Below are 20271 nucleotides of genomic sequence, written 5' to 3' on the forward strand. Positions count from 1 at the left end.
TTCTCTACTCCAGAGAACGTCGTGCAAGTGGTGTGGCAGGGCGGCGGGTCAGGAGATGCCGAATTCCTTGCCGAGCAGGTCGAACATCTCGTCGTCCGTCGCGGCGTCGAGGTCGTCGGCCGCCTGCGGTTCGGCGACGTCGGCGCGGCTGTCGCGCCAGGCGGTGAGCAGCGCCGTCAGGCGGGCGCCGACCAGGTCGTCCGCGTCGCCGCCGGGCTCGACCGCGGCGAAGCTCGCCTCGATGCGGCCGAGTTCGGCGAGCAGCGGCGCCACGCCGCCGGGCTCGTCCACGACGAGCGTGTCCACGAGGTGGCCGACCAGGTCGAGCGGGGTCGGGTAGTCGAAGACCAGCGTCGCGGGCAGCCGCAGCCCGGTGGCCGCGCCGAGGTGGTTGCGCAGCTCGACCGCCGTGAGCGAGTCGAAGCCGAGCTCGGTGAACGCGCGCCGCTCGTCGACCGCTTCGGATCCCGGCAGCGCGAGGACCGCCGCGACGTGCGTGCAGACCACGTCCACCAGGGCGGAGGGACGTTCGCTCGCGGGCAGCGCCGCGAGCCGGTCCCGCAGCGCGGCCGCGGGGTCGCCCCCGGTCTCCGCCGCCCTGCGGGTGGTCGTCCGCACCAGACCGCTGAGCAGCGGCGGTACGACGGCCGCCGCGCGCAGTGCCCGCAGGTCGAGCCGCATGGGCACGACGACCGGGTCCGCGCCAAGGGCCACCGCGTCGAACAGCTCCAGGCCCTCCTCGGGGGTCAGGCCCGCCGCGCCGGTCTCGGCGAGGCGTGCGCCCATGCCGTCCTCGCCGTCCCACAGGCCCCAGGCCAGCGAGGTCGCGGGCAGGCCCTGGGCGTGGCGGTGCTGGGCGAGCGCGTCGAGGAACGCGTTGGCCGCCGCGTAGTTGCCCTGGCCGGGGTTGCCGAAGACACCGGCGGCCGAGGAGAACACCACGAACGCGGACAGGTCCAGGTCGCGGGTCAGCTCGTGCAGGTTCCAGGCCGCGTCGACCTTCGGGCGGAACACGGTGTCGATCCGCTCCGGCGTCAGCGAGCCGACGACGCCGTCGTCCAGGACGCCCGCCACGTGCACGACGGCCGTCACGGGGTGCTCGGCGAGGAGCGCCGCCACCGCCTCGCGGTCCGCCGCGTCACAGGCGGCCACGGCGACTTCGGCGCCCAGCTCGGTCAACTCGCCGTGCAGCGAGCCGACTTCGCCACGCCTGCTCGCCAGGACCAGGTTCCGCACGCCGTGTCGTACGACGAGGTGTCGCGCGACCAGGCCGCCGAGCTTGCCGCTCGCGCCCGTCACCAGGACGGCGCCGTCGCCGAAGCCCGCGCCTTCCGGCTGCTCCGGGCGGGCCCGCACCAGCCGCGGTGCGAAGGGTTCGCCCGCGCGCACGGCCAGTTCGGGTTCGGGGCTGCCGATGGCCGACTTCCAGCTGTGCTCGTCCTCGACGTCGACCAGGACGAAGCGGTCCGGGTTCTCGGACCGCGCCGACCTGACCAGGCCCCACACGGCGGCGGACGCCAGGTCGGGCACGTCGTCCCCGGACCCGACCGCCACCGCGCCACGGGTCACCAGGACGAGCCGCGACGCCGCGCACCGCTCGTCGGCCAGCCAGCCCTGCACCAGCTCGAGGGCGGTGTGGGCCTGCCGGTGCACCGCGTCCGCGGTCATGTCCGCGGAACGCGCGCAGCGCACCACGGTGTTCTCGGGCAGCGTCTCCCCCGCGTCCAGGGCCGACCGCAGTGCGGCCCAGTCCGCGAACTCCGCGACCGAACCGGCGTTCCGGGCCGCCGCCGAGGCGGGCACCCAGTCGGTACGGAACAGCGCCTCGTGTCCGCGCGTCGCACCGAGCGAGCCCGGGGCCACCGCACGTACCACCAGCGAGTCGATCGTGGCGACCGGAGCGCCCGAGCCGTCCGCGACCGTCATGGCCACGCCGTCCGAACCGGCGGGTGAAAGGCGGACCCGCAGCACCGTCGCACCGACCGCGTGCAGGCGTACGCCCGTCCAGGAGAACGGGAGCTTCCCGGTCCCCTCGGCCGCCTCGCCCATCAGACCGATGCCGTGCAACGCGGCGTCGAGCAGCGCCGGATGCAGACCGAACCGGCCCGCTTCCACGTCGTCGGGCAGCGCGACCTCGGCGTACACCTCATCGCCCTTGCGCCATGCGGCCCGCAGGTTCTGGAACAGCGGCCCGTAGGCGAACCCGCCGTCGGACATGTGGTCGTAGAACCCGTCCAGGTCCACGGGATCGGCTCCCGCGGGCGGCCACGCGCCGAGGTCGGCGGGGCTGCCCGCGTCGTCCGTCAGGGTGCCGCTCGCATGCCGGACCCACGGCAGGTCGCCGTCCTCGTCGCGGGCGTGCACGGTCACCGGGCGACGGCCCGACGCGTCGGGGGCGCCGACCCGCACCTGGACCTGTACGCCGCCCTGTGCGGGCAGCACCAGGGGCGACTCCAGGGTCAGTTCCTCCACGCAGGAGCAGCCGACCTGGTCACCGGCCTGCACCGCGAGCTCGACGAACGCCGTGCCCGGCAGCAGCACCGAGCCCATGATCGCGTGCTCGGCCAGCCACGGGTGCGTACGCAACGACAGCCTGCCCGTGAACAGGGCGCCCTCCTCGTCCGCGAGGGTGACCGCGGCGCCGAGCAGCGGGTGGTCGGCGGAGCCGAGCCCGAGTCCTGACGCGTCGGTGACGGGCCGCATGCTCGTGTCGGGCCAGAACCGCTGGTACTGGAACGCGTACGTCGGCAGCTCGACGGTGTGGCCGGTGCCCGCGTAGTAGGCGGCCCAGTCGACGGGCACGCCGCGCACGTGCAGGGCGGCGAGCGCGGTCATGACCGCGTCGCCCTCAGGACGGTCGCCGCGCAGCGCCGGGACGAAGTCGGCGTCGGGCAGGGATTCCTGGCCGAGCGCGGACAGGACGCCACCGGGGCCGATCTCGACGAGGACGTCCGCGCCCGTGGCGACCACGGCGTCGGCGAACCGCACCGAGTCGCGCACGTGCCGCACCCAGTAGTCGGGCGAGGCGAGTTCCTCGGCGCCCGCACGGGTGCCGGTGAGCGTCGACACGATCGCGATCTCCGGCGTCCTGGCGGTCACACCTGCCAGGACCTGCCGGAACTCGTCGAGCATCGGGTCCATGAGGGGCGAGTGGAAGGCGTGGCTGACGCGGAGCCTGCTGACCTTGCGGCCTGCCTCACGCCAGCGCTCCGCCACCGTCTCCGCATCGGCCGCGACACCGGAAACGACCACCGCCGAGGGGCCGTTGACCGCCGCGATGCCCACGCCGTCCGGGAGGTCCGAGGCGACCTCGGCCTCGGTCGCCTGGATCGCGACCATCGCGCCGCCCTCGGGCAGCGCCTGCATCAGCGCGCCGCGCGCCGACACCACCTTCACCGCGTCCGCGAGCGACCACACACCCGCGACATGTGCCGCCGCGAGCTCACCGATCGAGTGACCGGCAAGCACGTCAGGACGTACGCCCCACGACTCAAGGAGCCGGAAGAGAGCCACCTCGACCGCGAACAGCGCGGGCTGCGTCACACCCGTCTCGTTCAGCGCGTCCGCGTCCTCACCGAAGAGAACCTCGCGCACCTCAGGAGCCAGCAGGTCGAGGATCTCCTCCAGTGCCTCGGCGAACACCGGGTACCGGTCCGCCAACTCACGGCCCATGCCGAGCCGCTGCGAACCCTGACCAGAGAACAGGAAGCCGACCCGGTGCTCTTCGGCGACACCGCTCAGGGCCCCGGCGACCGGACGGCCTTCGACGGTGTCGGTCAGCCCGGCCAGCAGGTCGGGCAGGTCGTGGCCGACGACGGCGAGCCGGTGTTCGAACCCGGCCCGCGAGGTCGCGAGCGCGCGCGCCACGTCCACCGGGTCGAGTCCCGCCCGCTCGGTGAGGTGGTCGCGCAGCCGCGCCGCCTGGTCGCGCAGGGCGCCCTCGGTACGGCCGGAGAGCAGCCACGGTCCGATCGGCGCCTCGGTGCCACGCGGCGCCTCGTCGTCCGACGTGGCCTCGACGATGACGTGCGCGTTGGTGCCGCTGAAGCCGAACGACGACACGCCCGCGCGCCGGGGCCGGTCCGCCTCGGGCCACGGCCGTGCCTCGGTGAGGAGTTCCACGGCGCCCGCGGACCAGTCGACGTTCGTCGAGGGCTCGTCGGCGTGCAGCGTCTTGGGCAGGACGCCGTTGCGCAGCGCCATGACCATCTTGATGACGCCGCCGACGCCCGCGGCGGCCTGGGTGTGGCCGATGTTGGACTTCAGCGAGCCGAGCCACAGGGGGTCGCCCGCGCGGTCCCTGCCGTAGGTGGCGAGCAGGGCCTGCGCCTCGATGGGGTCACCGAGGGTGGTGCCGGTGCCGTGCGCCTCGACGGCGTCGACGTCGGCGGGTACCAGGCCAGCGTTGGCGAGGGCCTGGCGGATCACGCGCTGCTGGGAGGGTCCGTTGGGCGCGGTCAGGCCGTTGGACGCGCCGTCCTGGTTGACCGCCGTGCCGCGGATCACCGCGAGGACCTGGTGGCCGTTGCGGCGGGCGTCCGAGAGCCGCTCAAGGACGAGCATGCCCACGCCCTCGCCCCAGCCGGTGCCGTTGGCGTCGTCCGAGAACGAACGGCAGCGGCCGTCGGGCGAAAGGCCCTGCTGGCGGCTGAAGTCGACGAACGCGCCGGGCGTCGCCATGACGGTCGCGCCGCCCGCGAGCGCCAGCGTGCACTCGCCGGAGCGCAGCGCCCGCACCGCGAGGTGCATGGCGACCAGGGACGACGAGCACGCCGTGTCCACGGTCATCGCGGGGCCTTCGAGGCCGAACGTGTAGGAGAGGCGCCCGGAGGCGACACTGCCCGCGTTGCCCGTACCGAGGTAGCCCTCGACGCTCTTGGGCGCACTGTGCAGCTGCGTGGCGTAGTCGTGGTACATGACACCCGCGAACACACCGGTGGCGCTGCCCCGCACCGACTTGGGGTCGATGCCCGCACGCTCGAAGGCCTCCCAAGAGGTTTCCAGGAGCAGTCGCTGCTGCGGGTCCATGGCGAGCGCCTCGCGCGGCGAGATGCCGAAGAACGCCGGGTCGAACATGTCGGCGTCGTGCAGGAAGCCGCCCTCGCGGGTGTAGGAGCTGCCGCCCCGTTCACCGGACGGGTCGTAGAGCGCCTCCACGTCCCAGCCGCGCTCGGTCGGGAACGGCGTGATGCCGTCCGCGCCGTCGACGACCAGGCGCCACAGGTCCTCCGGCGAGCGGACGCCACCGGGGTAGCGGCAGCTCATGCCGACGATGGCGATCGCCTCGTCGGCCTCGGTCCCGGCTCCGGTCACCGCCACGGCCGGGCGCGCGGGCACCAGGTCGGCGGGCTCGCCCGCCAGTTCGGCGCCGACGAACGCGGCGAGCGAGGTCGGGGTCGGGTAGTCGAAGACCAGCGTGGCGGGCAGGCGCAGGCCCGTGGCCGTGTTGAGCCGGTTGCGCAGGTCGACGGCGGTCAGCGAGTCGAAGCCGAGCTCCGTGAACGCGTGTCCGGAGGCGACCGCCTCCGGTCCCGCGTGGCCGAGGACCATGGCGACCTGGGTGCGGACGAGGTCCAGGAGCACCCGCTCGCGCTCGTCCTCGGTGAGCGGCGCCAGGCGGCCCCGAAGAGCGCCCGCCGGGTCGGCGCCGCTCCCTGCCGTCCTGCGGTGCGTGGTGCGCACCAGGCCGCTGAACACCGGCGGGATCACCGGGAGTTCACGTACGGCCCGCAGGTCGAGCCGCATCGGTACGACGACGGGCTCCGCCCCGGCGACGGCGGCGTCGAACAGCGTGACGCCCTCGTCGGCGGACAGGCCGTTGGCGGCGGAGTCCGCCACCTGGGCGCCCATGCCGTCGGCCCACAGGCCCCACGCCAGCGACGTGGCGGGCAGGCCCTGGGCGCGCCTGCGCCGGACGAGCCCGTCGAGGAACGCGTTGGCGGCCGCGTAGTTGCCCTGACCCGGCGCGCCGAGCGTGCCCGCCACCGAGGAGAACAGGACGAACGCCGTCAGGTCCAGGTCGTGGGTCAGCTCGTGCAGGTGCCGCGCCGCGTCGACCTTGGGCCGGAACACGGTGTCGATCTGGTCCGCGGTCAGCGAGCCGATCGTGCCGTCGTCCAGGACACCGGCGGTGTGGACGACGGCGGTCACGGGGTGTTCGGCGAGCAGCGCGGCCAGCGCGTCGCGGTCGGCGACGTCGCAGGCGACCACGGCGACCTCGGCGCCCCGCGCGACCAGTTCGTCGCGCAGTGCGTCGGCGCCCGGCGCGGCCGTGCCGCGCCTGCTGGCCAGGACGAGCCTGCCGACGCCGTGCCGCTCGACGAGGTGCCGGGCGAACAGACCGCCGAGGGCGCCCGACGCGCCGGTCACCAGGACCGTGCTCTCGGGCCCGAACGCCGGTTCGTCAGAGCCGACTTCGGCCTTGACGCGTGCGAGCCGGGCGACGCGGACGCTTCCGTCCCGCACGGCGACCTGGGGTTCCCCGGTCGCCACGGCGGGCCGCCAACCGTCCGCTTCCGCATCGTCGACGTCGACCAGGACGAGGCGGTCGGGGTTCTCCACCTGCGCGGTCCGCACCAGGCCCCACACGGCGGCGGAGGCCAGGTCGGGCACGTCGTCCCCGGACCCGACCGCCACCGCGCCACGGGTCACGAGAACGAGCCGCGACGCCGCGCACCGCTCGTCGGCGAGCCAACCCTGCACCAGCTCAAGGGCGCTCAGTACGTCTCGGCGTACGTCGTCCGCGTCATGGTCCGCGTCACGGTCCGCGTCATGGGAGACGACGCACCGCACCACGGCATGGTCCGGCAGCGTCTCCCCCGCGTCCAGGGCCGACCGCAGCGCGGCCCAGTCCGCGAACTCCGCGACCGTACCCGCGCTCTGTGCGGCGGCCGGTGCGGACACCCAGTCCAGGTGGAAGAGCGACTCCCAGCCCTGGCGCGACAGCGTCGCCGTCACGGGGCGCAGCACCAGCGAGTCGATCGTGGCGACCGGGGCACCGGCCCCGTCCGCGACCGTCATGGCGACGCCGTCCGATCCGGCGGGCGAGAGCCGCACCCGCAGCGCCGTCGCACTGGAGGCGTGCAGCCGCGCACCGGTCCAGGAGAACGGCAGCTTGCCGGGTCCTTCGGCCTCACTCATCAGGCCGATGCCGTGCAGCGCGGCGTCGAGCAGCGCGGGATGCAGACCGAAACCGCCCGCCTCCACGCCCTCGGGCAGCGCGACCTCGGCGAACACCTCATCGCCCCTGCGCCACGCGGCCCGCAGGCCCTGGAACACCGGACCGTAGCCGAAGCCGCCGTCGGACATGCGGTCGTAGAGACCGTCCAGGTCCAGGGACTGCGCCCCGGCGGGCGGCCACGCGCCGAGACCGGCCGGCGACGCCTCCGCGCCGTCCACGAGCACACCGCTCGCGTGCCGCACCCACACGTCACCGTCGTCGTCACGGGCGTGCACGGTCACCGAGCGACGCCCGGTCCCGTCGGCCGCGCCCACCTGCACCTGCACGCGTACGCCACCGCGCTCGGGCACCACGAGCGGTGCCTCGAGGGTCAGTTCCTCGACCAGGTCGCAGCCGATCTGGTCACCCGCCCGGATCGCCAGCTCCAGGAACGCCGTCCCCGGCAGCAGGATCGAGCCCTGGATCACGTGGTCGGCGAGCCACGGGTGGGTCTCCACGGACAGGCGGCCGGTGAAGAGCTGCTCGTCCGAGTCCGCCGTGTCGACGATCGCGCTGAGCAGCGGGTGCCCGGCAGAGCCGAGTCCCGCGGCGTTCAGGTCGCCCGCGCCCACTCCGGCCTCAAGCCAGTAGCGCTGGTGCTGGAAGGCGTACGTCGGCAGGTCGACGCGGCGCGCGCCACGACCGGCGAAGAACGCCTCCCAGTCCAGGCGTACGCCCCGCGTGCACAACTGCGCCACCGCGGAGACCAGCGCGGACTCCTCCGGCTGATCGGTCGCCTGATCGGTACGGAGTACGGGGACGAAGGCGGCGTCCGGCGCGGACTCCTGGCCGAGGGCCGAGAGCGTGCCGCCGGGGCCGACCTCTACGAAGGTGACAAGACCCTCCGCTGCCAGCGCCTTCACGGCGTCGGCGAACCGGACCGATTCGCGTACGTGGCGCACCCAGTAGTCCGGCGAGGCCAGCTCGTCGGCGGTGGCACGTGCGCCGGTCAGGGTCGAAACGATCGGGATTGCGGGAGCCTCGTACGACACGCTCTCAAGGACCGTACGGAAGTCTTCCAGCATCGGGTCCATCAGCGGCGAGTGGAACGCGTGGCTCACACGGAGCTTGCTGACCTTGCGGCCCGCCTCGCGCCAGCGCTCAGCGACGGCCTCCACGTCGGCCGCGACACCCGAAATGACCACCGACGAGGGCCCGTTGACCGCCGCGATACCCACGGTCTCCGACAGGTCCCCGGCGAGCTCTTCCTCGGTCGCCTGGATCGCGATCATCGCGCCGCCCTCAGGCAGCGCCTGCATCAGACCCGCACGAGCCGACACGACCTTGACGGCGTCGGTCAGGGACCACACACCCGACACATGTGCCGCGGCGAGCTCACCGATCGAGTGACCGGCCAGCACGTCAGGACGTACACCCCACGACTCAAGAAGCCGGAACAGCGCCACCTCGACCGCGAACAGCGCGGGCTGCGTCACACCCGTCTCGTTCAGCGCATCCGCGTCCTCACCGAAGAGGACCTCACGGACCTCGGGAGCCAGGAGATCAAGGACCTCATCGAGGGCGGTGGCGAACACCGGGAAACGAGACGCCAGTTCACGGCCCATGCCGAGCCGCTGCGAACCCTGACCCGAGAACAGGAAGCCCACGCCGCCGGGGGCGACGGAGCCGGTGACCAGGCCGGGGAACGGGCGTCCCTCGGCCAGCGCGGCGAGCCCGTCCACGAGGGCCGCGCGGTCGTCGCCCACGACGACCGCCCGGTGCTCGAAGGCCGACCGGGTCGTCGACAATGCGTACCCGATGTCCTGCGCGCGGCTGCCCGGCTCATCGGCCTCGGCGGGCGCGCCCGTGACGTGCTCCCGCAGCCGTACGGCCTGGTCCCGCAGTGCCTCCGCGGTCCGCGCGGAGAGCACCCACGGCACGACGCCGCCGTCGGCCGGGGCCGGGGCGCTGTCGTCTCCCGGTACGTGCTCGATGATGGTGTGCGCGTTCGTGCCGCTCACGCCGAACGACGAGACACCGGCCCTGCGCACTCGACCGGTCTCCGGCCAGGCCCTGGACTCCGTGAGGAGCTCGACGGCGCCCGCCGACCAGTCCACCTTCGACGAGGGCTCGTCGACGTGCAGGGTCTGCGGGAGCACGCCGTGCCGCAGCGCCATCACCATCTTGATGACACCGGCGACACCGGCGGCGGCCTGCGTGTGGCCGAGGTTCGACTTGATGGAGCCGAGCAGGAGCGGCTGGTCGTCGGCGCGGTCCTGGCCGTAGGTGGCGAGCAGGGCCTGCGCCTCGATCGGGTCACCGAGGGTGGTGCCGGTGCCGTGCGCCTCGACGACGTCCACGTCGGACGGGGCGAGGCCCGCGCTGGCCAGCGCCTGGCGGATCACGCGCTGCTGCGAGGGGCCGTTCGGCGCGGTCAGGCCGTTGGACGCGCCGTCCTGGTTCACCGCGGAGCCGCGTACGACCGCGAGGACCGGGTGGCCGTTGCGGCGGGCGTCCGAGAGGCGCTCGACGAGCAGCATGCCGACGCCCTCGCCCCAGCCGGTGCCGTCGGCGCTGTCGGAGAACGACTTGCACCGGCCGTTCCCAGAGAGGCCGCGCTGGCGGCTGAAGTCGATGAACGTGCTGGGCGTCGACATCACGGCGACACCACCGGCGAGCGCCATCGTGCACTCGCCCTGGCGTAGCGCCTGGATCGCCCAGTGCAGGGCGACCAGCGACGAGGAGCAGGCGGTGTCGACGGTGACGGCAGGGCCTTCGAGGCCGAGCGCGTAGGCGACGCGACCGGAGGCGACGCTGCCGGAGCCGCCGGTGCCGAGGTAGCCCTCGACTTCTTCCGAGACGGAGCGCAACCGCGCCACGTAGTCGTGGTACATGACGCCCGCGAAGACGCCGACTGCCTTGCCCCTGGCCGAGTTGGGGTCGATGCCCGCTCGCTCGAAGGCCTCCCAAGAGGTTTCCAGGAGCAGTCGCTGCTGCGGGTCCATGGCGAGGGCCTCGCGCGGCGAGATGCCGAAGAACGCCGGGTCGAACATGTCGGCGTCGTGCAGGAAGCCGCCCTCACGGGTGTAGGAGCTGCCCGTACGATCGGGGTCCGGGTCGTACAGGGCGTCGGTGTCCCAGCCTCGGTTGACGGGGAACTCGCTGATGGCGTCGGTCCCGTCGAGTACGAGCCGCCACAGGTCCTCCGGCGATTCGACACCGCCGGGGAAGCGGCAGCTCATGCCGACGATCGCGATCGGCTCGTCGGACACCGCGACGGCCGTGTGCGTGGGCGCGGCCACGACGGGCACGCCCGCGATCTCGGTGCTGATGAACGCGGCGAGCGCGGCGGGGTTCGGGTGGTCGAAGACGAGCGTCGCGGGCAGTCGCAGCTCGGTGGCCGCGTTGAGGTGGTTGCGCAGCTCCACGGAGCTGAGCGAGTCGAAGCCCAACTCGCGGAAGGCGCGGTCGGGTTCGACGGCGTGGGCCGAGCTGTGGCCGAGCACAGCGGCGGCGTGCGTACGGACGAGGTCGAGCAGCGCCTTCTCCCGCTCGCCCTCGGTCAGCCCCGCGAGGGACTGCGCGAGCGCGGACCGGTCGGCGGCCTCGGCGGTCCTGCGGGCCGTGTTCCGCACCAGACCGCGCAGCAGGTGGAGTACGGGATGGGTCCGGGCGAACCGACGCAGCACCGCGAAGTCCATCGGCACGGGCGCGAGGAGCGCACGCCCCGTGGAGGTCGCCGCGTCGAACAGGGCGAGGCCCTGGGCAGGACCCAGCGGAATCGCGCCGCCGCTGGTGATGCGGCGTACGTCGGTGTCGTCGAGGCTGCCCGCCATACCACCGCCCGTGGCCCACAGGCCCCAGGCCAGCGACGTCGCGGCCAGACCGGTCGCGCGGCGGTGCTGGGCGAGCGCGTCGAGGAAGCTGTTCGCCGCCGCGTAGTTGCCCTGACCCGGACCGCCGAACACACCGGCGGCGGAAGAGAACATCACGAAGGCGGACAGGTCGAGATCCCGCGTGAGCTCGTGCAGGTGCCAGGCGGCGTCGACCTTCGGACGGAACACGCCGTCGATGCGGTCGGGAGTGAGCGAGCCGATCACTCCGTCGTCCAGGACACCGGCGGTGTGGACGACGGCGGAGATCTCGTGCGCGGACAGGAGGGCCGCGACGGCCTCACGGTCGGACACATCGCACGCCGCGAACGTCACCTCGGCGCCCTGGGCGGTGAGTTCGTCGCGCAGTTCCGCGGCTCCCTCGGCGTCGGCGCCGCGCCTGCTGACCAGCAGCAGGTTGCGGACGTCACGCTCGGCGACCAGGTGCCGGGCGACGAGGCCGCCCAGGGTGCCGGTCGCACCCGTGATCAGGACCGTGCCTTCGCCGAAGCCCGGCTCGTCCACGACGGACCGGGCAGCGCGGGCCAGGCGCGGGGCGCTGGCGGTGCCGGACCGCAGCGCCAACTGGGGCTCGCCCGTGGCCAGTACGGCGGGCAGCGCGTCCAGCGACGACGCTTCGTCGTTCTCGTCGAGGTCGACGAGGACGATCCGGTCGGGGTTCTCGGACTGCGCCGAGCGCACCAGACCCCAGACGGCTCCGTGAGCGAGATTGCGTACGTCCTCGTCTCCGGTGGTGGCGATCGCGCGGCGCGTCACGACGACCAGACGCGCGGCGTCGAACCGCTCCTCACCGAGCCACGCCTGGACCGCGTCGAGCGCCCAGTGCGCGGCCTGGTGCGCGTCGGTGGCCGGGTCGGAGGTGGCATCGACCGGGCACGAAAGGGCGACGTAGTCGGCCAACTCGGTGCCAGCAGCGGCCAGTTCAGTCAGGTTACTGGTCCACTCGACCGTCGGAGTGGCGTCCTCGACCAGCGGCACCGGCGCCCAGTCGACGCCGAAGAGCGCGTCGTCGCGTTCGTCGGTGGCGGCCTGGACCGGGGCGGCCGGGCGCAGGATCAGCGAGTCGATCGTGGCGACCGGGGCACCGGCCCCGTCCGCGATCGCCAGGGACACCCCGTCAGGTCCTGTGGTCGTGAGGCGCACCCGCAGCGCCGTCGCGCTGGAGGCGTGCAGGCGCACACCGGACCAGGAGAAGGGCAGCTTGCCGGTGGTGTCGGCCTGGTTCGTCAGGCCGGTGGCGTGCAGCGCGGCGTCGAGCAGCGCCGGGTGGAGGCCGAAGCCCTCCGCCTTGACGCCGTCGGGCAGCGCGACCTCGGCGAGCACCTCGTCACCGTTGCGCCAGGCGGCCCGCAGGCCCTGGAACACCGGACCGTAGCCGAAGCCGGCCTCGGCCATGGCCTCGTAGAACCCGTCCAGGTTCACGGCCTCGGCCCCGGCGGACGGCCACTCGACCAGCGGCTCCCCGACGGAACGTCCACCGGCGCGCAGCACACCGGTGGCGTGCCGGGTCCACGAACGACCGTCCTCCATGTCACCCGCGCTGGAGTGGAAGGTCACCTCACGCCTGCCGGAACCGTCCTCGGCACCGACCCACACCTGCACCCGCACCGCACCGCTCGCAGGCAGCACGAGCGGGGCTTCCAGCGTCAGCTCCTCGACCAAGTCGCAGCCGACCTGGTCACCCGCACGGACCGCCAGGTCCAAGAACGCCGTACCCGGCAGCAGGACCGAGCCCATGACCGCATGGTCGGCCAGCCACGGGTGGGTCTGCACCGAAAGACGCCCGGTCAGCAGCACACCGTCCGTGCCACCGAGCACGACGGTCGCACCGAGGAGCGGGTGCTCGGCGGGGCCAAGGCCCGCCGCCGCGACGTCGCCGATCAGCGGCTGCACGTCGGGCCAGTAGTCATCGCGCTGGAAGGCGTACGTGGGCAGGTCGACGCGCCGTGTTCCGTGACCGGTGAAGAAGACGCTCCAGTCCACCCGGAGGCCGTGAACGTGCAGTCGTCCGAGGGCAGTTGTGACGGTCAAAGCCTCGGGGCGCTCGCCGCGCAGCACGGGGACGAAGGTCGCGTCGGGCGCGGACTCCTGGCCCAGGGCGGACAGCGTGCCGCCGGGGCCGACCTCGACGAACGTGCCCACACCCTCGGCGGCGAGCGTGCGCACCGCGTCGGCGAAGCGCACCGACTCGCGCACGTGACGCACCCAGTAGTCCGGCGAGGCCAGCTCGTCGGCGGTGGCGCGCACGCCGGTCAGGGTGGACACGATCGGGATCGAGGGAGCCTCGTAGGAAACGCTCGCCAGGACCGTACGGAACTCGTCCAGCATCGGGTCCATCAGCGGCGAGTGGAACGCGTGGCTGACGCGCAGCTTGGTGACCTTACGGCCCGCCTCACGCCACTTCTCGCTCACAGCCTCCACATCGGTGGCGACACCGGAAATCACCACTGCGGAGGGCCCGTTGACCGCCGCGATACCCACGGTGTCGGGGAGGCCCTCAGTGACCTCGTCCTCGGTCGCCTGGATGGCGACCATCGCGCCGCCCTCGGGCAGCGCCTGCATCAGGCTCGCACGCGCCGAGACGACCTTGACGGCATCCGACAGGGACCACACGCCGGACACATGTGCCGCGGCCAGCTCACCGATCGAGTGACCAGCCAACAGGTCAGGGCGAACGCCCCACGACTCCAGGAGACGGAACAGCGCCACCTCCACCGCGAACAGCGCGGGCTGCGTCACACCCGTCTCATTCAGCGCGTCAGCGTCCTCACCGAACAGCACCTCACGGACCTCAGGCGCCAGAAGATCAAGCACCTCATCCAGAGCGGCGGCGAACACCGGGAAACGGTCGGCCAGTTCGCGGCCCATCCCCAGCCGCTGCGAACCCTGACCCGAGAACAGGAAGCCCACCCGGCCCGGCTCATCGGACACACCCGTCACCACGGCGCCGGACACCTGGCCCGCAGCCACCGCGTCCAAGGCCTCCAGCAACTCCGACCGCTCGGCACCGACCACCACCGCACGGTGCTCCAACACCGCACGCGACGACACCAGCGAACGACCCACATCCCGTACGGACAGGTCGCCCGACGCCTCCACAAAGGACTTCAGGCGCGCGGCCTGCTCGCGCAGCGCCTCCGCGCTCCGCGCCGAAAGCACCCACGGCAGCAGACGACCGTCCGCGGACGGCTCCTCGACCTCTACCGGCTCCGACACCGGCGCCTGCTCCACGATCACGTGTGCGTTCGTGCCGCTGAAGCCGAACGACGACACACCTGCCCGCCACGGGCGGTCCGCGGCGGGCCACTCGCGCTCGTCGGAGAGCAGCTCGACCGCGCCCGCGGTCCAGTCGACGTGCGGCGAAGGCTCGTCCGCGTGGAGGGTCTTGGGCAGCACGCCGTGATGCATCGCCATGACCATCTTGATGATGCCCGCCACACCGGCGGCCGCCTGCGTGTGACCGATGTTCGACTTCAACGAGCCGAGCCACAGGGGCCGGTCGGCGTCGCGGTCCTGGCCGTACGTCGCGAGGAGCGCCTGCGCCTCGATCGGGTCGCCCAGCTTCGTGCCCGTGCCGTGCGCCTCGACGGCGTCCACGTCGGAGGCGGCAAGCCCGGCCGTCGCGAGCGCCTGACGGATCACGCGCTGCTGCGAGGGACCGTTCGGCGCCGTCAGGCCGTTGGAAGCGCCGTCCTGGTTCACCGCCGAACCCCGTACGACCGCGAGGACCTTGTGACCGTTGCGCTCGGCGTCCGAAAGACGCTCCACGAACAGCATGCCGACGCCCTCGCCCCAGCCCGTGCCGTCCGCGCCCGCGCCGAACGCCTTGCAGCGGCCGTCCTCGGCCAGGCCGCGCTGACGGCTGAACTCGATGAACGAGCTGGGCGTGGACATCACCGTCACGCCGCCCGCCAGGGCCAGTTCGCACTCGCCCTTCTGGAGTGCCTGCACCGCGAGGTGGAGGGCGACGAGGGACGACGAGCAGGCCGTGTCGACCGTGACCGCCGGGCCTTCGAGGCCGAACGTGTAGGAGAGGCGTCCTGAGGCGACGCTCGCCGCGTTGCCGGTGCCCGCGTAACCGCCCGAGTCCTCGGCGGAGGCGCTCAGGATCCAGCCGTAGTCCTGCATGTTCGAGCCGACGAACACGCCGACGCGCTCACCGCGCAGGGAGGCGGGGTCGATGCCCGCCCGCTCGAAGGCCTCCCAGGAGGTCTCCAGGAGCAGTCGCTGCTGCGGGTCCATGGCGAGCGCCTCGCGCGGCGAGATGCCGAAGAAGCCCGCGTCGAAGCCGCTCACACCCGACAGGAACGCGCCGGACCGGGAGTAGGAGGTGCCGATCGAGTCCGGGTCGGGGTTGTACAACCCCTCGAGGTCCCAGCCACGGTCGGTCGGGAAGTCCGACACGGCGTCGCCGCCCGCCCGGAGCACCTGCCACAGCTCCTCCGGGCTGGTCACACCGCCCGGGAGGCGGCAGGCCATGCCCACGATCGCGATCGGCTCGTCGGAGACGTCGGCCATGGTGGCCGAAGTGGTGGTGGCGGCGACCGCTCCGCACACCTCGTCCCGCAGATAGGCGGCGAGCACGGCCGCGTTCGGGTAGTCGAAGACGAGGGTCGTGGGCAGCGCGACCCCGGTGACCTCGCTGAGCCGACTGCGCAGCTCCACCGCCGTCAGCGAGTCGAAGCCCAGGTCCCGGAAGGCACGCGTCGCCGGGAACGCGTCGCCGGACGCGTGCCCGAGGACCGCCGCGGCCTCGTATCGGACGAGCTCGGTGAGCTGCCGCTCCTGCTCGGCCTCGTCAAGACCGGCGAGCTGCTGCGCCAGAGCCGAGGCGCCCTGCTCGGGCGCCGCGGTCTCGAACGCGGCCCGCACCTGCGGGAGTTCGCTCAGCAGCGGGCTCGGCCGCTGCGCCATGAACGTGCCCGCGAACCGCTCCCAGTCCACGTCGGCGATGGCGACGTTCCCGTCACCGCTCTCCAACGCCGTGGCCAGGCCCACGATGGCCACCGCAGGAGCCATCGAGGGCAGGCCGCGACGCTTCAGCTGTGCCCCGGCGTCCTGCCCGGCGTTGGCGACCATGCCGCCGTCGGCCCACGGGCCCCAGGCGACCGCGGTGGCGGGCAGACCCGCCGCTCTGCGGTGCTCGGCCAGCGCGTCCAGGTAGGCGTTCGCCGCACCGTAGGCGGCCTGACCGCCACTGCCCCAGACACCGGAGATCGACGAGAACACCACGAACGCGTCGAGCGTCCTGTCGGCGAGCAGCTCGTGCAGGTGCCGCGCGCCGACGGCCTTCGCCGCGAGCACATCGGCGAACTCACCCAGGGAGTCCGGGTCGGACGGGTCGATGTCGGCGAGTACGACAGAGCGCTCGATGCCCGCCGTGTGCACGACCGCGGTCAGCTCGGGGACACCCGCGAGGAGCGCCGCGACCGAGTCACGGTCCGTCATGTCACACGCGGCGAACGTCACCCGAGCGCCCAACTCGACCAGTTCGGCTTCGAGTTCGGCGGCGCCCGCCGCCTCGGCGCCACGACGGCTCGCCAGGACCACGTGCTCGGCGCCGTTGCCCGCCAGCCAGCGCGACACGTGCCCGCCGAGCGCGCCGAGTCCACCGGTCACGAGGACCGTGCCGCGCGGCGTCCAGCCGCTCCCGCTCGCCTTGCCCAGCGGGGCGGGGGCAAGGCGACGGCCGAGGATCCCGGTACCGCGTACGGCGACCTGGTCCTCACCCTCCAGCCCGGCGAGGACCGAGGCCAGCAGGTCCCCGGTCGACTCGTCGGCCCGCGCGTCCGGCACGTCGACGAGACCGCCCCAACGATCCGACGACTCCAGCGCGGCCACCCGGCCGAGACCCCACACCATCGACTGCCCGAACCCGGCGACCAGATCGCCCGGGGCCGCCGCCACCGCACCCGACGTCAGGCACCACAACGGCGCCGTCACACCGGCGGCACCCAGCGCCCGCAGCAGGCCGACCGTGGCCCTGACCCCGGTGGGCACCACCGATTCGCCCGCGTCCGCGAGCCCCAGCAGGGAGACGACACCGCTCGGCGCGGGCAGTCCGTTCAACTGCTCGGCCCAGTCGGCCGACTCCGGGTCCACCGTCAGGACATGCGCCTCGGCGCCGTTCCTGACCAGCGCGTCCCGCACCCAGTCGGTCCGGCTCTCGCCCGCCGGGGCGACGACCAACCACGTGCCGTCAAGGCGCCGGGGCGCGACGGCCACCGGCCGCCACTCGACCCCGTACCGCCAGCCCTCCACGGCGGTCCGGCCCTGCTGCTCCTTGCGCCACGCGGAAAGACGGGGCAGCACGGCACTCAGCGGGGCATCGGACGACACGTCCAGCGTGCGCGCGAGATCGGCGATGTCACCGTCCTCGACGACGCCCCAGAACCGCGCGTCCACCGGGGACAGCGACGCGGCATCCGCGTCGACGTCAGCATCGGCGGGTACGGCGTCCAGCCAGTAGCGCTCGCGCTGGAAGGCGTACGTCGGCAGGTCGACGCGGCGCGCCGCGTCACCGGCGAAGAAGGCGTCCCAGTCCACGGTGACACCGCGCACGTGCAGGTGTCCCGCGGCGGTCGTGACGGCCAGCGCCTCGGGGCGATCGCCGCGCAGGGCGGGGACGAAGGCCGCGTCCGGCGCGGACTCACGGCCCAGCGCGGTCAGCGTGCCACCCGGGCCGACCTCTACGAACGTGCCCACACCCTCGGCGGCGAGCGTGCGCACCGCGTCGGCGAAACGCACCGACTCGCGCACGTGACGCACCCAGTAGTCCGGCGAGGCCAGCTCGTCGGCGGTGGCGCGCACGCCGGTCAGGGTGGACACGATCGGGATCGAGGGAGCCTCGTAGGAGACGCTCGCCAGGACCGTACGGAACTCGTCCAGCATCGGGTCCATCAGCGGCGAGTGGAACGCGTGACTGACGCGCAGCTTGCTGACCTTGCGGCCCGCCTCACGCCACTTCTCCCCGACAGCCTCAGCGTCGGCCGCGACACCCGAAATGACCACAGACGACGGCCCATTGACCGCCGCAATGCCGACGGTCTCCGACAGGTCCCCGGCGATCTCTTCCTCGCTCGCCTGGATCGCGACCATCGCGCCGCCCTCGGGCAGCGCCTGCATCAACGCACCGCGCGCCGACACCACCTTCACCGCGTCCGCGAGCGACCACACACCCGCGACATGGGCCGCGGCCAGCTCACCGATCGAGTGACCGGCCAGCAGGTCGGGGCGTACGCCCCACGACTCCAGGAGGCGGAACAGCGCCACCTCCACCGCGAACAGGGCGGGCTGCGTCACACCCGTCTCGTTCAGTGCATCGACGTCCTCACCGAAGAGGACCTCACGGACCTCGGGAGCCAGGAGATCAAGGACCTCGTCCAGGGCGGTGGCGAACACCGGGAAACGAGAAGCCAGTTCACGCCCCATCCCCAGCCGCTGCGAACCCTGACCCGAGAAAAGGAAGCCCACCCGGCCCGGCTCATCGGCCACGCCCGTGACCACGCCACCGGCCGGCCGGCCTTCGGCCACCGCCGTCAGCGCGTCGAGCAGCTCCGACCGGTCGGCACCGGCCACCACCGCGCGGTGCTCCAACACCGCACGCGAGGAAATCAGCGCACGGCCCACGTCCAGTACGGACAGGTCGGCCGACGCCTCCACGAAGGACTTCAGGCGCGCGGCCTGCTCGCGCAGGCCCTCGACGCTGCGGCCCGAAAGGATCCACGGCAGCAGGCCACCGTCGTACGCCGTCGCCTCCGGGGTTTCCGCCTGCTCGGCGACGGGCGCCTGCTCCACGATCACGTGCGCGTTCGTACCGCTCACGCCGAACGACGACACACCGGCGCGCCACGGCTGGCCGGTCTCCGGCCAGGGCTTGGCCTCCGTCAGGAGCTCCACTCCGCCCGCGGACCAGTCCACGTGTGAGGTCGGCTCGTCGACGTGCAGGGTCTGGGGCAGGACGCCGTGGCGCATCGCCATGACCATCTTGATGACGCCCGCCACACCCGCCGCCGCCTGGGTGTGACCGATGTTGGACTTGATGGAGCCGAGCAGGAGCGGCCGGTCGGCGGGGCGGCCCTGGCCGTAGGTCACCAGGAGGGCCTGGGCCTCGATCGGGTCGCCGAGCTTCGTGCCGGTGCCGTGGGCCTCGACGGCGTCCACCTGGGCGGCGGAGAGGCGTGCGCTCGCCAGGGCCTGGCGGATCACGCGCTGCTGCGAGGGGCCGTTGGGCGCGGTCAGGCCGTTGGACGCGCCGTCCTGGTTCACGGCCGAGCCGCGGATCACGCCGAGGACCTCGTGGCCGTTGCGCTGCGCGTCGGAGAGGCGCTCCAGGAGGAGCAGGCCGACGCCCTCTCCCCAGCCGGTGCCGTCGGCGGCGTCGGCGAAGGCCTTGACGCGGCCGTCCTCGGCCAGGCCGCGCTGGCGGCTGAAGTCGATGAAACCGCCCGGCGTCGACATCAGCGTGACGCCGCCCGCGAGGGCGAGCGGGCACTCGCCGTGCCGCAGCGCGTGCACCGCGAGGTGCAGGGCGACCAGGGACGAGGAGCAGGCGGTGTCGATGGTGAGCGCGGGGCCCTCGAAGCCGAACGTGTAGGAGATGCGGCCCGAGATGACGCTCGCCGCGTTGCCGGTGCCGAGGTAGCCCTCGTAGCCTTCCGGCGCTCCGGTGAGCAGGCGGGCCAGGTAGTCCTGGCCGTTGGTGCCGACGAACACGCCGGAGCGGCTGCCCCGCATCGCCTGCGGGTCGATGCCCGCCCGCTCGAAGGCCTCCCAGGAGGTTTCCAGGAGGAGGCGCTGCTGCGGGTCCATGGCCGCGGCCTCGCGCGGCGATATCCCGAAGAAGCCGGGGTCGAAGTCCGCGACGTCGTGGATGAACCCGCCTTCGCGGGTGTAGCAGGTGCCCTGCCGGTCGGGGTCGTCGTCGAAGAGCGCCTCCAGGTCCCAGCCGCGGTCGGTGGGGAAGGCGGAGACCGCGTCCGTGCCGTCCTCGAGGAGGCGCCACAGGTCTTCCGGCGACCGTACGCCGCCGGGGAACCGGCAGCTCATTCCGACGATCGCGATCGGCTCGACCTCGCGCTCCTCGGCCTCGCGCAGCTTGCCGCGCGCCTCTTGCAGGTCCACGGAGGCCCGCCGGAGGTAGTCGAGGTACTTCTCCTCGTTGGACATGTGCTTGGACCCTTCAGGTGTGTTCATGAGCTCAGGACCTACCGAGTTGTT

Annotated in this window: 1 protein-coding gene; it reads right to left on the reverse strand. The window is 73.2% G+C overall.

The window, feature by feature from the left end; all coding sequences use genetic code 11:
- Positions 1–48: 48 nt before the first annotated feature.
- Positions 49–20247, reverse strand: a complete 20199-nt coding sequence (locus CP970_RS03320) for a type I polyketide synthase (protein WP_224058196.1) — start codon at positions 20245–20247, stop codon at positions 49–51.
- Between the last annotated feature and the right edge of the window lie 24 nt (positions 20248–20271).

This window comes from Streptomyces kanamyceticus (assembly GCF_008704495.1).
In the GTDB taxonomy this organism is placed as follows: domain Bacteria; phylum Actinomycetota; class Actinomycetes; order Streptomycetales; family Streptomycetaceae; genus Streptomyces; species Streptomyces kanamyceticus.